General features: G+C 64.3%; 16 protein-coding genes. 13 read left to right on the top strand and 3 right to left on the bottom strand.

The genetic code is table 11. The features are described from left to right. A partial coding sequence (locus ACRCSW_RS17965) for a TetR/AcrR family transcriptional regulator (RefSeq protein WP_438707017.1) occupies window positions 1-627 on the top strand: 627 nt, incomplete at its 5' end. Between the two features lie 6 nt (window positions 628-633). On the opposite strand, the gene ACRCSW_RS17960 is transcribed toward ACRCSW_RS17965, so the two are convergent. After that, complete coding sequence (locus ACRCSW_RS17960; protein ID WP_438707016.1) at window positions 634-1,383, bottom strand: sulfite exporter TauE/SafE family protein; 750 nt, start codon at window positions 1,381-1,383, stop codon at window positions 634-636. A 157-nt stretch (window positions 1,384-1,540) separates the two neighbouring features. Between ACRCSW_RS17960 and mdh the strand changes: the two genes are divergently transcribed. The 3 genes from mdh (at window position 1,541) to ACRCSW_RS17945 (ending at window position 4,552) form a co-directional block, all read left to right on the top strand. Continuing rightward, complete coding sequence (gene mdh, locus ACRCSW_RS17955) at window positions 1,541-2,503, top strand: malate dehydrogenase (protein ID WP_438707015.1); 963 nt, start codon at window positions 1,541-1,543, stop codon at window positions 2,501-2,503. Window positions 2,504-2,602: 99 nt separating this feature from the next. Next, entirely contained in the window at window positions 2,603-3,796 is a 1,194-nt protein-coding gene (locus ACRCSW_RS17950) for a hypothetical protein (protein WP_438707014.1), read from the top strand. 135 nt (window positions 3,797-3,931) lie between these two features. Continuing rightward, on the top strand, window positions 3,932-4,552 hold the full coding sequence (locus tag ACRCSW_RS17945) for a sugar O-acetyltransferase (protein ID WP_438707013.1): 621 nt from the start codon (window positions 3,932-3,934) through the stop codon (window positions 4,550-4,552). Window positions 4,553-4,735: 183 nt separating this feature from the next. Here the strand turns inward: ACRCSW_RS17945 and ACRCSW_RS17940 are convergent, their stop codons facing one another. Beyond that, window positions 4,736-5,260, bottom strand: coding sequence for an REP-associated tyrosine transposase (locus tag ACRCSW_RS17940; protein ID WP_438707018.1), 525 nt, complete (start codon window positions 5,258-5,260; stop codon window positions 4,736-4,738). 176 nt (window positions 5,261-5,436) lie between these two features. Between ACRCSW_RS17940 and ACRCSW_RS17935 the strand changes: the two genes are divergently transcribed. The 3 genes from ACRCSW_RS17935 (at window position 5,437) to ACRCSW_RS17925 (ending at window position 7,553) form a co-directional block, all read left to right on the top strand. Next, window positions 5,437-5,604, top strand: a complete 168-nt coding sequence (locus tag ACRCSW_RS17935) for a hypothetical protein (protein WP_438707012.1) — start codon at window positions 5,437-5,439, stop codon at window positions 5,602-5,604. Between the two features lie 149 nt (window positions 5,605-5,753). Further along, window positions 5,754-6,281, top strand: a complete 528-nt coding sequence (locus ACRCSW_RS17930; RefSeq protein ID WP_438707011.1) for a class I SAM-dependent methyltransferase — start codon at window positions 5,754-5,756, stop codon at window positions 6,279-6,281. Window positions 6,282-6,368: 87 nt separating this feature from the next. Further along, complete coding sequence (locus tag ACRCSW_RS17925; RefSeq protein WP_438707010.1) at window positions 6,369-7,553, top strand: hypothetical protein; 1,185 nt, start codon at window positions 6,369-6,371, stop codon at window positions 7,551-7,553. A gap of 182 nt (window positions 7,554-7,735) precedes the next feature. Here the strand turns inward: ACRCSW_RS17925 and ACRCSW_RS17920 are convergent, their stop codons facing one another. Then, window positions 7,736-9,067, bottom strand: a complete 1,332-nt coding sequence (locus ACRCSW_RS17920) for an aminotransferase family protein (RefSeq protein WP_438707009.1) — start codon at window positions 9,065-9,067, stop codon at window positions 7,736-7,738. Between the two features lie 280 nt (window positions 9,068-9,347). Here ACRCSW_RS17920 and sucC point away from each other — a divergent pair, with 280 nt between their 5' ends. The 6 genes from sucC to ACRCSW_RS17890 all read left to right on the top strand — a co-directional run. After that, window positions 9,348-10,541, top strand: a complete 1,194-nt coding sequence (gene sucC, locus ACRCSW_RS17915) for an ADP-forming succinate--CoA ligase subunit beta (protein WP_438707008.1) — start codon at window positions 9,348-9,350, stop codon at window positions 10,539-10,541. Then, on the top strand, window positions 10,538-11,152 hold the full coding sequence (locus ACRCSW_RS17910) for a hypothetical protein (protein WP_438707007.1): 615 nt from the start codon (window positions 10,538-10,540) through the stop codon (window positions 11,150-11,152). Before sucC ends, ACRCSW_RS17910 begins: the two co-directional genes overlap by 4 nt. Window positions 11,153-11,198: 46 nt before the next feature. After that, the gene (locus ACRCSW_RS17905; RefSeq protein ID WP_438707006.1) at window positions 11,199-11,882 is read left to right on the top strand and encodes a hypothetical protein; all 684 of its coding nucleotides are present in this window, start codon (window positions 11,199-11,201) and stop codon (window positions 11,880-11,882) included. Between the two features lie 19 nt (window positions 11,883-11,901). Further along, complete coding sequence (gene sucD, locus ACRCSW_RS17900; RefSeq protein WP_438707005.1) at window positions 11,902-12,786, top strand: succinate--CoA ligase subunit alpha; 885 nt, start codon at window positions 11,902-11,904, stop codon at window positions 12,784-12,786. A gap of 25 nt (window positions 12,787-12,811) precedes the next feature. Further along, window positions 12,812-13,192 carry a hypothetical protein gene (locus ACRCSW_RS17895; RefSeq protein WP_438707004.1) on the top strand — a complete coding sequence of 127 codons (381 nt, stop codon included), beginning with the start codon at window positions 12,812-12,814 and terminating at the stop codon, window positions 13,190-13,192. A 117-nt stretch (window positions 13,193-13,309) separates the two neighbouring features. After that, a partial coding sequence (locus ACRCSW_RS17890; RefSeq protein ID WP_438707003.1) for a glycosyltransferase occupies window positions 13,310-14,244 on the top strand: 935 nt, incomplete at its 3' end.

The following is a 14,244-nucleotide window of genomic DNA, read 5'->3' as shown; positions in this document are numbered from 1 at the left end:
GGTCAAGAGGCGAAGATGGACGGCACCGAAAAATCCCGTGGAAGGCCGCGCGGCTTTGATCCCGATCAGGTCTTGAACCAAGCCCAGGACGTGTTCTGGCGTCAGGGCTATGACGGGACATCCTACACCGACCTGATGGCGGCGACCGGACTGAACAAGCCCTCGCTGTACGCAGCCTTCGGCGACAAAGAGTCGCTCTTTGCCGCCGCACTGAACCGCTACAACCTTGGCCCGGGTTCGGCCCTGATGAATGCCTTCGCAGCAAGCTCCAGCTTGCGGCAGGGGATGGAGACGATGCTGCAGGGCTATGTCGACCTCTGCACCGGCGGGACCGTGCCTTGCGGCTGTATGGCCGCCACGACACTGGCCGAATCCACCCGACCCGGCTTTCCTGTTGACCTGCGCGTGCAGCTTCTGGACAGCATCGCCAAAAACCGCGCGACCATGCTTCGCCGCGCGCAGCGTGCCGCGATCGAGGGCGATCTTCCTCGCCATCTCGACGCCGAAGCGCTGGTCGAGTTCATCGGCGCTTTCGGTCTCGGCATCGCCGCCGCAGCCAAGGCCGGAAGCAGCCGCGAGGCGCTTAGGGCCGCCGTGGCGACAGCGATGATGATCTTCGATGCCTGATCGGGCCTAGATCAACCCGCCCGCGCCATCCCAGATCAGCTTCAGCGAGATCAGCAAAAGCGACCAGGTCACCAGCCGGAAGAACAGCTTCTCGGGCAGGCGCTTCACCAGGTACACCCCCAGAAACACCGCCCCCGCCGCCGGAACCGACAAGAGCGCCGCGGTCTTCAGGTTCTCGAGGTTCAGCTGCCCCAGCGCGTAGTAGGGCACCAGCTTCACCGCATTGATCACCGCAAACGCAATCGTCGAGGTCCCGGCAAAGACCGCCTTCGTCATCCCCAACGGCAGGGTATAGACCTGATACGGCGGCGCACCTGCGTGGCTGACAAAGCTCGTGAACCCCGTCACCGTCCCCCAGAAGAGCCCCGGCCCGACCCTCGGCTCCTGTGGCTCCGCTACGACCGGCCTCCGCAGTATCAGGTTCAGCGCAAAGGCCACCCCGATGACGCCCACCAGCAGCGTCACCGCCACCTCCGGCACCACCGTCGCAGTCGCCCAGCCAAAGCCGATCCCCGCGACAGCCCCCGGCAGGACAATCGCCAGCACCCGCCGGTCGAAGGCATGCCGGTAGGCATAAAGCCCGAACATGTCCGACACGACATAGACCGGCAGCAGCAGCCCCGCCGCCATAAGCGGGTTCATCACCAGCGCCATGACCGGCACCGCGAGCATGCCCACGATCGGCACGCCGCCCTTGCCCATCCCCACCAGCCCCGCCGCGATCACCGCCGCCAGCCAGAATCCCGCCTCTTCCATCGCACCCTCCGCAGGGGTTACCGCTAACCCGTATACCCTCGGCCCGGAAGCGGCAATCTTTCGCATACAACCGTATACCGAAACCAACTCGGGTGCTGGACAGACGCCCGCGAAGCGGCTACCCCTGCCCCCCGATTCACCCCCTCAGGAGGCTCCCATGGCCAGACCCAAGATCGCCCTCATCGGCGCCGGTCAGATCGGCGGCACGCTTGCCCATCTCATCGCGCTGAAGGAACTCGGCGACGTCATCCTCTTCGACATCGCCGAGGGCACGCCGCAGGGCAAGTCGCTCGACATCGCGCAGTCCGGTCCGGTCGAAGGCTTTGACGCAGGCCTCCAGGGCACCAACTCCTACGCCGACATCGCCGGAGCCGACGTCTGCATCGTCACCGCCGGCGTCCCCCGCAAGCCGGGGATGAGCCGCGACGACCTCCTCGGCATCAACCTCAAGGTCATGAAATCGGTCGGCGAGGGCATCAAGGAACACGCCCCCAACGCCTTCGTGATCTGCATCACCAACCCCCTCGACGCCATGGTCTGGGCCCTGCGTGAGTTCTCCGGCCTCCCCCACAACAAGGTCGTCGGAATGGCAGGCGTCCTCGACTCCGCCCGCTTCCGCCACTTCCTCTCCCTCGAATTCAACGTCTCGATGAAAGACGTCACCGCCTTCGTCCTCGGCGGCCACGGCGACACGATGGTTCCTTCCGTCCGCTACTCCACCGTCGGCGGCATCCCCCTGCCCGACCTCGTCGCCATGGGCTGGACCACGCAGGAAAAGCTTGACGCCATCGTCCAGCGCACCCGCGACGGCGGCGCCGAGATCGTCGGCCTCCTGAAGACCGGCTCCGCCTTCTACGCCCCCGCCGCGTCAGCGGTCGAAATGGCCGAAGCGTTCCTGAAAGACCAAAAACGCCTCCTCCCCTGCGCCGCCCATGTGAAAGGCGCCTACGGGCTTGACGGCATGTATGTCGGCGTCCCGGTGATCCTCGGCGCCGGCGGGGTCGAGCGCGTGGTCGAGGTCAAGCTCGACGCGACCGAGAAGACCATGTTTGACAAGTCCGTCGACGCCGTCAAAGGCCTGGTCACCGCCTGCAAAGGCATCGATCCCTCGCTCACGTAAGTCCGGAAAGCCCGACCCGGCACCAGATTGCAAGCGCGCCCTCGGGCGCGCATGATGCTTCTATTGAACGTTGTTCAAACGGCTCAAAAGGAGCATACCATGCGCCATCTCGCCGCCTCCCTCATAGCACTTGCGCTCGCTTCCCCCGCCCTCGCCGAAATCGACATCTCCGCCAGCATCGGCGAAAAGGGGATCGCGGCCACCCTCACGACGCTCGAAAGCCTCTCCCGTCCCCACACCGACGCCGAGTCCTTCGCGATTGGCGGCCTCCACTTCCTCTCCGCCATCGAAACCGCGCTCCAAACCCAATGGCGCACCGGCGGGACCAGCGCGATAACCAACGTCATGAGTGTACCAGTCCTGCGGCTTCCGGTACCACCAAACCCCTTGCCCGAGCCCTTCAGCGGCGCAATCATCAGCAAGCTCTTTGCCGATGTCGACGCAGGCATGGGCAAGGCGCGCAGCACGCTGACCACAATGCCGCCAGACGCCGACTTTGCTTTGGACATCGCCTTCGACGATCTCTGGTTTGACATCAACATGAACGGCACCCGTGACGCAAAGGAAGATGCGGGCGCGATCCTTGGCCCTCAACTGATGGGCTGGCGATGGTCCGACCGCGACCCCAGCGCCCCGCTTCCCGTGATCCGTTTCGATGGGGCAGATGCAGCCTGGCTTCTCGCCTACACACACCTGCTCTCGGGCGTCTCGAACAGCATCCTGACTTATGATCCCGCCGCCGCGATTGATGAGGTTATCGCCACCAGGACGGCGCTCGGCATCGTTCCGGAGAACGACAATTGGATCGGTCCGTATATCGACGAAGCCGTCGCAGTCGGCGAGGCCCTGCGCCAGACGCCCAACGCCGAACGCTCGAAAGCCGCCAAGGCGCATTTCCTGCAGATGATTGCCGAAAATCGCCGCTTCTGGGCCATGGTCGCCAAGGAAACCGATAATGACCGCGAGTGGATCCCGAACGACAAACAAACCTCGGCCCTAGGGCTGACTCTGCCGCCCGGCACCGGCGACATGTGGCTCGCCGTCCTCGCCGATGCCGAGGCGCTGCTTCAGGGGCGTCTGCTTATCCCGTTCGGGCGCGGAGCGGCGGGCCAGGGCATCAACCTCGGCAAGCTCTTCGATGACCCCCAGCCTGGCAGCCTGATCGGCTGGTTCCAGGGTTCTGCCGCCTTGCCCTATCTGGAAAAGGGCCCGGTCGTGTCAGACCAGAACCTCCGCGCCTTCGAACAGATGATGACCGGCAATTCCGGGCTGATGATGGTGTTCCTGAACTGACGGCGGTTCATAAGTCGGCCTCGCCCGGCCCAACACCCACGCCTACCCTGTCACCCCCGTGAAAGCGGGGGTCCAACAGGCCTATTGCGCAAATCCGGACCTATCCGGACTTCATCTTGATTGGAGGACCCGAACTTGGACATTCTCGACGGATCGGAAAAGTCGAATTACCAGAGGATGGTGGATGGCGACCCCTATACCGGCGTCGATCCCGAACTCTTTGCCCTGACCGCCCGGGCGCAGGCGGGCACCGCCGCGCTCATGGCTTTGCCGCCCGCCGACATGCAGGGCCGGACCGAGGCCTTGCGCGCGATCGTCGGCGAGATGACGGGGAGTGCGGTCATCGTGCCACCCTTCTTCATGGAATACGGCGTGCATGTGCGGCTGGGGGACCGGGTCTTTGTCAATCAGGGCTCGGTTTTCCTGGACAGCGCGTGGATCACGCTTGGGTATGGAACCATGGTTGGGCCAAACGTGCAGTTCCTGACGGTCAACCATCCTTTGAAGCCGGAAGACCGCTATGTGGAAACCCCCGACGCGCCGATCATCCCGTTTCGCCCCATCGGGTCCGCCAAGCCGATCACGGTGGGCAAGATGTGCTGGATCGGGGCGGGTTCGATCATCCTGCCGGGGGTCACGATCGGCGACGGCACGACGATCGGGGCTGGATCGGTGGTCACCAAGTCGATCCCGGCGCGAGTGCTGGCGGCCGGCAATCCCGCAAGGGTGATCCGGTCAGTGGACGAGCAAGCGTAGGGTGGGTGCCAACCCACTACCCCCATCATCAACCAACGCAAACGTCTGAATTTACATACCAATCCACACCAGCAAGCGTAGGGTGGGTGCCAACCCACCACCAACATTGCCAACCAACGCAACCGTTTGAATATCCTATATAATCTTCCAAACCCGACCGAACCATGGTGGGTTTCACCCACCCTACTCCCCGAACGCCCCGTCGAACGTGATCCCGGCCCACTCCGGTTCGACCTGCCCCAAACGGATCTCCCGATGGATTGACGAATACGGCCATTCCACGGGCCGCTCAACAAACCCGTGTTTCACCGGGTTCCACCAACAATACCGCAAATGCGCGGCAAAATCGCGCTCGTCGCGGATGTGGTGATCCCAAAACCGCCGCTGCCAGACCCCCGCTTCGCCCCTGGCGATCTTCGATGCGCTGCGCGGACCGACACGACCAACGGACTTGGTGAACCGCGTCTTGATCTCTTTCCACCGCACCGAATAATCCGCATCCCCCTCCGGCAAGGTCCAGACCGCATGCATGTGTTCCGGCAACACCACCCAGGCATCGATCCGGAAAGGCCGCTCGGCCTTCGTCACCCGAACCGCCTCGCGCAAAGCGTCCACCTGCTCGACCAAAGTCCGCGCGCGACGATCTGCCAAAGCGACGGTGAAGAATACCGAAGCGCCGACAACGCGGGGGCGGAGGTATCGCGACATGATCTGCAAGATGACGGACATCACCTAACAAATCCCTAACGCCCCCCAACCAACCCCTTGAAATCCCTCACCCCCACCTCCCGTAACTCAGCGTTACGCCCTTGCGGCCCCCATCCCCCTTGCCCCCGCCCCCCAAATCCGGCATCCCCTGATCATCCAAGACCCGGGAGACCCCCATGGACTACTCCAAATCCGGCAACCCCAAGGGTGCCCGCCGAGCCCCTCGCGGCCCCGACCACGCCCAGAAGGGCGCGCCGAAATCGACCACGCCACCTCGGGAAACCAAGGAACAACTCCTCGCCCGCCTGAAGGCCGCAGCCGCCCAGAAGGACCCCAAGAGCTGACCAGGCCCCCGACTTCAAGACTGGCCTCCCCCTACCTCGCCCCCGGCTTCTATGACGAGGCCATCGCCAAGGGCCGCCACCGCGACATCGTCGGCGGCCGCTGGGACGAAACCGCCCGGGTCCAGATGGCCGCCCTCCAGGCCGAGGGCATGACCCCCGAAGACCACCTCCTCGACATCGGCTGCGGATCGCTCCGCCTCGGCCACCTGGCCGTCCCCTTCCTGAAGCCCGGCCACTACTGGGGCACCGACGCCTCCCTCGCCCTGATGCGGCACGGGCGGGAAACGGAACTCCCCGACCCCGACCGCCTCCCCCTCGACCACCTCGTGGAGGACGCCGACTTCACCTACCCCGGCATCCCCGACACCATCACCCTCGCCATCGCCTTCGGTGTCTTCACCCACCTCCCGGCCCCGGCCCTCCCCCAGGCCCTCACCAACCTCCGCCGCTTCCCCAACCTCCGCACCGCCCTCGTCTCGCTCTTCCTCTCCGACGACCCCAAACCAACCCGCCAACCCGACGGCGTCGTCACCCACCCCGACCGCCCACCCTATCACGTCACAGAAACCTCGGTTGAAACCGCCATCAGAGACGCAGGCCTGACCCCTGTCCGCAAACCAATGCTCCTCCCGCGAGGCCAGGTCCTCTGGACCGCCTCGCCGCCACCGGGCCTCTAGTTCTCACTTCGCAAGCTCCGGCCATCCCGACTTGCGCCGCCCCCGGCCCTTCGCCAGATTCGCCCTGCCAACATGAAGGAGGCACCCATGCGATCCCTCGCCCTCGCGCTTGTCCTGGCCACCGCGCCAGCAACAGCCGAGACCCTCTCCGAAGAAATCGGCCGCACCGGCCTCGCCCCGACCGAAGCGCGCCTCGCGGCCCTGCCCTCCCCCACCAACGAAGAGCTTTTCGCCCTCGCCGGCCTCCGCTTCCTCGGCGGCATCGAAGCCGCGCTGCAGCTCCGCTGGCAGACCGGAGTGCAGGCTGACTGGTCCGAGCTTCCCATCCTCCGCCTGCCGATCCCGGAAAACCCGAACGCCCGCCCCTTCGCGCCCGCCGACTTCACCACGCTGATCACCGGCCTCGATGCCGATATGGAAGCCGCCCGAACCGCCCTCACCCAGCTCGGCGACAAGCCCTTCGCGCTCGACATCCGCCTCGCCGACCTCTGGTTCGACATCAACCAAAGTGGCACCCGCGACGAAGGCGAGGACATAGGCTCGGTCACCGGCCTCGCCCTCGGTGGCGGGCGAATGATCGGGGTGCAACTCGAAGACCCGGTCATCACCTTCGACACCGCCGACGCCGCGTGGCTGCAGGCCTACACCCACTTCCTCTCCGGCTTCGCCTCGGTCACCCTGGCCTACGACCCGGAGCCTGCGATCCAACGCGTCCTCGACAGTTCCAAAGCGATCTACGCGCTCTGGGGCGAAACGCCCCCCAACAACGCGATGGACATGATGTTCGGCCGCCAGGTCGACCGCGCGGCCATGGTGCTGCATGCCCTGGCCAAGACCCCGGACAAGGCGCTGGCCCAGGACGCCCACGGTCACTTCCTGTCGATGATTCAGGAAAACCGCCGCTTCTGGTCGCTGGTCGCACTGGAAAGCGACAACAAGGGCGAATGGGTCCCGAACGACAAGCAGGCCTCGGGCCTTGGCATCATGATGCCACCTGGCACCGGCGAGCGCTGGCAGGCTGTCCTGGCCGATGCCGAAAAGCTTCTGAAGGGAGAAGCGCTGGTCCCGCACTGGCGCTTCGGGGCCGAAGCCGGGATCAACGTCAAGAAGATGTTCGACGATCCGCCCCCCGTCGACCTGATTACCTGGATTCAGGGCGAAGGCCTTCTGCCCTATGCCGAGAAAGGCCCCCAGATGAGCGCCGCATCGTGGAACGACTTCGAAAGCTTCGTCCAGGGCGACTCGATGCTCTTCGCCGTCTTCCTGAACTGACCCAGACCCGTCGGCGAGATCATATCGACCTCGCCAACTTTCCTCCGACCAGTCCTTTCACATTTGCCCAAGTATCCCCGCCGGAGGCACCCGAGCCGCTGCGCGTTCTTCACGCGCAGAGGCGAGACAAAAGGTCTTCGCGCCGCAAGGCGCTCAATTTCATGGACGCCCCAGCCCGCCGGTCACGCCTTCGGCAACCCCGCGAGCACCGCTTCCAGCACCGCCACCAGCTTGTCCGCGATCTCGTCCAGTTCGGCATCGGTCGCGTTGAATGGCGGGGCCAGGATCACCGTGTCCCCCGCCGCGCCATCCACATGCCCGCCGGACGGATAGCAGATGAGCCCCCGCCGCAAGCCTTCGGCGCGGATACGGCCATTCAACCCCAGTGCCGCCGCAAAGGGCGCCTTGGTTTCGGGGTCGGCCACCATCTCCACCCCGATGAAATACCCCCGCCCCCGCACGTCACCAACTTCGGGCAGATGCGCCAGCCGCGCGCGCAGCTCGGCCTGCCAGCGCGGACCCTTGTCCCGGATGCGGGCCAGAAGCCCCTCTTCCTGAACGATCCTCTGCACCGCAACACCCGCGGCCAGACAGGCCGTATGCCCGGTATAGGTATGCCCCGTCAGTGGCCCGCCGTGACCCGCCGCCATCACATCCGCGATCTCTTGCGTATAGACCGCCGCACCCAGCGGCAGGTATCCCCCCGACAGCGACTTCGCGACCGTGATGATGTCTGGCATGATCCCGTCATCCTCGGACGCCCGCCAGACGCCCGTCCGGCCCGACCCGCACATCACCTCGTCGCAGATCACCAGCACTCCATGCCGACGACAGACCTCGGCCACCGCTCGGCCATAGCCCTCGGGCGCAGGCAGCGCTCCGCCCGCCGCGCCCACGACCGGCTCGAAGATGAAGCCGGCCACCGTCTCCGGCCCCAACCGCTGGATTTCGGCCTCCAGCTCCGCCGCCAGATGCGCAACCAGTCCCTCGCGGCTGACGCCTGACGGCAGCCGGTAGGCATTCGCCGCACTCACCCGCCCGACCGCCCGGAAGGCTCCCGCAAAGGCGCGCTGCCGTTCTTCGAACCCGGAGAGCGCCGTCGCCATCAAGGTGTTCCCGTGCCACGACCGCTTTCGCCCGACGAACTGCACGCGGCGCGGCTCGCCCCGGTCAAAATGGTACTGCAGCGCAATCTTCACCGCGCTTTCCACCGCCTCAGACCCGCTCGTCGTATAGACCATCTCCGCAAGCCCCGTGGCCTGCGTGATGATCTCGCTCATCTCCTCCAAAGAGTCGGTCGTGAAAAGATAGCGGTAGGCGTAGGCCACCCGCTCCATCTGCGCCGCCACCGCTGCATTGACCCGCGGATCACCATGGCCGATGGAAAAGACCGCTGGCCCTCCCGAGCCGTCGATGTACTTCCGCCCCTCGACATCCCAGAGATACACGCCCCGCCCATGGCTGATCCGTGGCAGGGGTCCTTGCGTGATGTCATTGGCGCTGGGATGCGGCATGGCGGGTCTCTCTCAACACAGGCCAAGGCTTCGCAGCCCCTCCGATCCTTGTCAATCTGGCCCCCCGACGGCTGATTCGCCGCTGGCCCTGCCGATATCGCTATCATGTGATCACACATTTCAAGCTAGTGATCACAGCTTTCCGGATTGTGATCACATCATTCATTTTCTCGGCTTTACCGGCGGTTAACAGAGATTTGCCAATTGGAACGGGCCGGCAACCATGCCAGAACGCCCGTGACCACTTCCCGGCCCTCACAGACCCCAGGGGACATGCCTCATGAACATCCACGAATACCAGGCGAAAGAGCTGCTCCGGACCTACGGCATCCCGGTCTCGGATGGCCGCGTCGTCCTGAAGGCCGAAGACGCCAAGACCGCCGCGGGTGAGCTTGACGGCCCCCTCTGGGTGGTGAAGTCGCAGATCCACGCCGGGGGCCGCGGCAAAGGCCGCTTCAAGGAACCCGAGGCCGGGGACAAGGGCGGCGTCCGCCTTGCGCGGTCAGTCGGCGAGGCCGCCGAGTTTGCCCGCCAGATGCTGGGCCGCACGCTCGTCACCATCCAGACCGGCCCCGCAGGCAAACAGGTCAACCGCATCTACATCGAAGACGGCAGCGACATCGACCGTGAATTCTACCTGGCCTTCCTGATCGACCGTAGCACCAGCCGCATCTCGATCGTCGCCTCCACCGAAGGCGGCATGTCGATCGAGGACGTGGCCCACGACACGCCGGAAAAGATCCACACCTTCACCATCGACCCCGCCACCGGCCTGCAGGACTTCCACGGCCGCCGGGTGGCCTTTGCCTTGGGGCTGACGGGCGCACAGGTCAAGGCCTGTGTCGGCATCATCAAGAAGCTCTACCAGCTCTTCCTCGACAAAGACATGGACATGATCGAGATCAATCCCTTCTGCGTCTTGAAGGACGGCACCCTGCGCCTCCTCGACGCCAAGATGGGCTTCGACGGCAACGCAACCTATCGCCACCCCGATATCGCTGCGCTGAGGGACGAGACCGAGGTCGACCCGAAGGAACTCGCCGCCTCGAAGTTCGACCTGAACTACATCGCGCTTGATGGCGAAATCGGCTGCATGGTGAACGGCGCAGGCCTTGCGATGGCCACGATGGACATCATCAAGCTATACGGCGCCGAGCCCGCGAACTTCCTCGACGTCGGCGGCGGCGCGACCAAGGAGAAGGTGACTGAGGCCTTCAAGATCATCACCAGTGACCCGCAGGTGAAGGGCATCCTCGTCAACATCTTCGGCGGCATCATGCGCTGCGACATCATCGCCGAAGGCGTGATCGCGGCCGTGAAGGAAGTCGGCCTGAAGGTGCCGCTGGTGGTCCGGCTGGAGGGCACGAACGTCGAGCTCGGCAAGGACATCATCCGCAAATCCGGCCTGAACGTTATCGCGGCGGATGACCTGAAGGACGGGGCGGAGAAGATCGTGAAGGCGGTAAAGGGATGACGGGCAAACGGATCCGGGCAGGCACGCGAAGCCTGCCCAGCCTGACAGTCCTGCTTGCACTTGCGGGGGCCACCGCCAGCACTCCTGCCTTTGCGCAATCAGCCCCGACGAGCACGCAGATCCTTGATCTGTTCGTCACGCGGTGCGCCGAAATCGCAACGGAAGCCCAAGCGGCGGCATCGGTGGATTTTCCTTCGGCATCTGGCGTCGCCTTCCAGGCGCTGGGCGGAGGCATCAGCGCTGATGGCGCAATCCTGTTCTATTCGGAGCAGATCGAATTGCCCGATAGGAACTTTGTGCTTCTGAAGTTCGATCAGACGAAATTGCCGGGTGCGACACGGACAACCTGCTACCTTGGCCTCACCGGCTCGACGCCCGACGCATACCAGAGTTTTGCAGAAATGCCTGTTGTGGCCGAAAGCCGGATCGATCAGCTGATCGGGGAGAATGCTGTCCGTTTCGGCGGCGAAGTCTCTGACCCTGACGAATTCAGGCAAGTGTTTCGCTGGATATCCGGCCAGGGCACTCCATCCGAACATGAACTCCGCGTGGCAGAAGGCTTCGGCACCATCCAGCTTACACTGAACTCAACCGCAACACCCGTGAACTGACCGCACAAGGCCCGAACCGGGCGAATGGTACGAACAAGGATACTTAATGTCCGTCCTCTTCAACAAATCCGCCCGCGTCGTCTGCCAAGGCTTCACGGACAGCCAGAGCGCTTTTCGCTGCGGATGGACATTCGTGATCGCGCTTTGTGCTGCTCTCCCCCTCCCTGGCCTGGCCCAGGACACCGTTGCATCTGGCCTGCCGACCGACTTTCCACCCATCGTCATGCCGGACCCGCCAACTGCCGAGGCTCTTTTTGATGCCTTCTCCAACCGCTGCCAGACTATCGACGCGGATCTCGAAACGGCGATCAAGACCACGTACGACAGTGGCAGCGGGGCGGTTGGAGCGATCACGACGGACAAGGCCGCTGCCTTTTTTGAGGAGTGGATCGAGCTTCCTCCCGGCGGCAACTTTGCGCAGCTGAGCTACGTTCGCGACAGATTGCCCGGCGGCGGCGTTAGCTACTGCAGCCTGAACTTCAGCCTGAATGAGTCTGTCACTCCCATTGCTTTCACCGAGCTTCGCGGCGTCATCAAGGCTCGGGCAGAAGGGCTTCTCGGCGCACCGACAACGCAGTGGGGCAGCGACCTGAGCGTGGAGGGCGAAGGCATCGTCGGCCAAATGCTGCTTTGGACGGCGGGCGACAGCCCGAACGATCCAACTGTCCGTCTTTTCCAGACATCAAACCTTGTGCAACTGGAGCTTCGGCTGCCAAGACCCCCGACCTGATCCCACCAAAGGATACTCCATGTCCGTTCTCGTTAACAAAGCTACGAAGGTCATCTGCCAGGGCTTCACCGGCTCGCAGGGCACCTTCCACTCCGAACAGGCCATCGCCTACGGCACGAAAATGGTCGGCGGCGTGACCCCCGGCAAAGGCGGCGAGACCCACCTCGACCTGCCGGTGTTCAACTCGGTCCATGAGGCGGTCGAGAAGACGGGCGCAAATGCCTCGGTCATCTACGTCCCGCCACCCTTCGCCGCCGACTCGATCCTGGAAGCCATCGACGCCGAGATCCCGCTGATCGTCTGCATCACCGAAGGCATCCCGGTCCTCGACATGATGAAGGTGAAGCGCGCGCTGATCAATTCCAAGTCCCGCCTCATCGGCCCGAACTGCCCCGGCGTCCTGACGCCCGGCGAATGCAAGATCGGGATCATGCCCGGTTCGATCTTCTCCAAAGGCTCGGTCGGGGTTGTGTCGCGCTCGGGCACGCTTACCTATGAAGCCGTGAAACAGACGACAGACGTAGGCCTTGGCCAGACCACCGCCGTCGGCATCGGCGGCGACCCGATCAAGGGGTCGGAGCACATCGACATCCTCGAGATGTTCCTGGCCGACCCCGAGACCCATTCGATCATCATGATCGGCGAGATCGGCGGCGCGGCGGAAGAGGACGCCGCCCAGTTCCTTGCCGACGAAAAGAAAAAGGGTCGCTGGAAACCCACCGCCGGTTTCATCGCCGGCCGGACGGCGCCTCCGGGCCGCCGGATGGGTCACGCCGGCGCAATCGTCGCAGGCGGCAAGGGCGACGCGGGATCAAAGATCGAAGCGATGAAATCCGCCGGGATCGTGGTGGCCGACAGCCCGGCGGGGCTGGGTGAGGCGGTGCTGAAGGCGATCGGGAAGTGACGTGCAAAAGGTCGGGCGCCTTATCATGCTGCTTGTTGGCGGGTTGGTGATGGCCACGGCTGTCTACGCTTTCCAGCGCCTGCTGAACGAGGCGGTACTCGACCGGCGCTACGAGTTCTCCGAGGAGGAGATCGCCCGTGGGGACTATTGCGAGTACCAGTTGGGCTTTGCAGAAAGCGCGCTGATCCTGGCCTTGGAGGAGCGGATGGGTGACCAGCTCGACGACCGCATACATCTCAGCCTCATGGACATCGAGCTTGGGCCGCTGCGACCGGACGGAACACACAGAATGGTCGCGCTCTACCGTATCAACCGGATCGGCGAGAAGGTCCTTCCGGCAAAGAAGGCGACTGGCCACGTCGTTCATGCCGATTGTTCGGTCAAGATCAGTACTTTCCAGAACTAGACACCAGGATCGAAAGGCGCCCACACCATAACCCTCTCATCCCCACTTTCAGCAATGGCGGCGAGGAGCGGCCGGACAGGGCAACTCTGGTCTCCGACCCGAACAAGGTGGCCCTGAATGCCGTCAGCCGAACCCAAATTCCTGAACCCGCAGAAGGTCATGCCCGAGACCGGGCAACTGACCTGGGCCCTCTGCGTCTCGACCTACAACCGCATCGACATGCTTGAGGTCTGCGTCAAGCACGCGCTGAACCAGACCCGGATGCCGCATGAGATCGTGATCTGCGACGCAAGCGCCGACTGGCAGGGCAACAACGCCCGGATCGCCCCGATGGCTCAGGCCGCGGGCGTGCCGCTGACCTACCTTCCCGCGCCGAAGAAGTCGCTTCCGGCACAGCGCAACCATGGGATCAACGCAGCGACGGCGGACATCCTGTTCCTCATCGACGACGACGCGCTTCTCTACCCCGATTGCGCCGAGAAGATCGTCAGCATCTATGAGGCCGACCGCGACCACCGCATCGCCGCCATTTCCGCCAGAGATGGCCCGATGCCCGACGGCACGGGTCTCGTGGCCGAGGCCAAGACCGGGGCCTCGAAGGCTCCGCTGACCGAAAGGCTCCTGTCGCGCTCCCGCGTGATCCGCTTCCTCTGGGTCGAGCTTCTGATGATGTCCGCCGATCGGGTCTTCATTCCCTATGATCGCCAATGGCACTGCCCCGACGAAGCGACCGTTGCCGCCCAAGCCCCGGACCGGGTCTATCCGCTGACGACAATTGCCGGATACCGCATGACGGTGCGGCGGTCGGTGGCGCTGGCGGAACCCTTCGACAACGATCTTCTCGCCTATGCCTCGGCCGAAGACCTCGACGCGACCTATCGCTTCTCGCGCCATGGCTGGAACGTCGCCGCCGCGGACGCGAAGATTTACCATCACGAGGCGATGGCAGGCCGCCTGAAACGGCAGCAATCGACGATGCTGAGCGTGCTGAACATCGCTTTTCTGCTGCGCAAACACTCCCGCTATCCCGTCCGGCACACGATCCAGTTCTA

The sequence above is a fragment of the Tabrizicola sp. genome (assembly GCF_051645465.1).
Classification (GTDB): Bacteria; Pseudomonadota; Alphaproteobacteria; order Rhodobacterales; family Rhodobacteraceae; genus Tabrizicola.
Note: the sequence above shows the minus strand (reverse complement) of the source record. Positions and strands in the feature narration are given on the sequence as shown.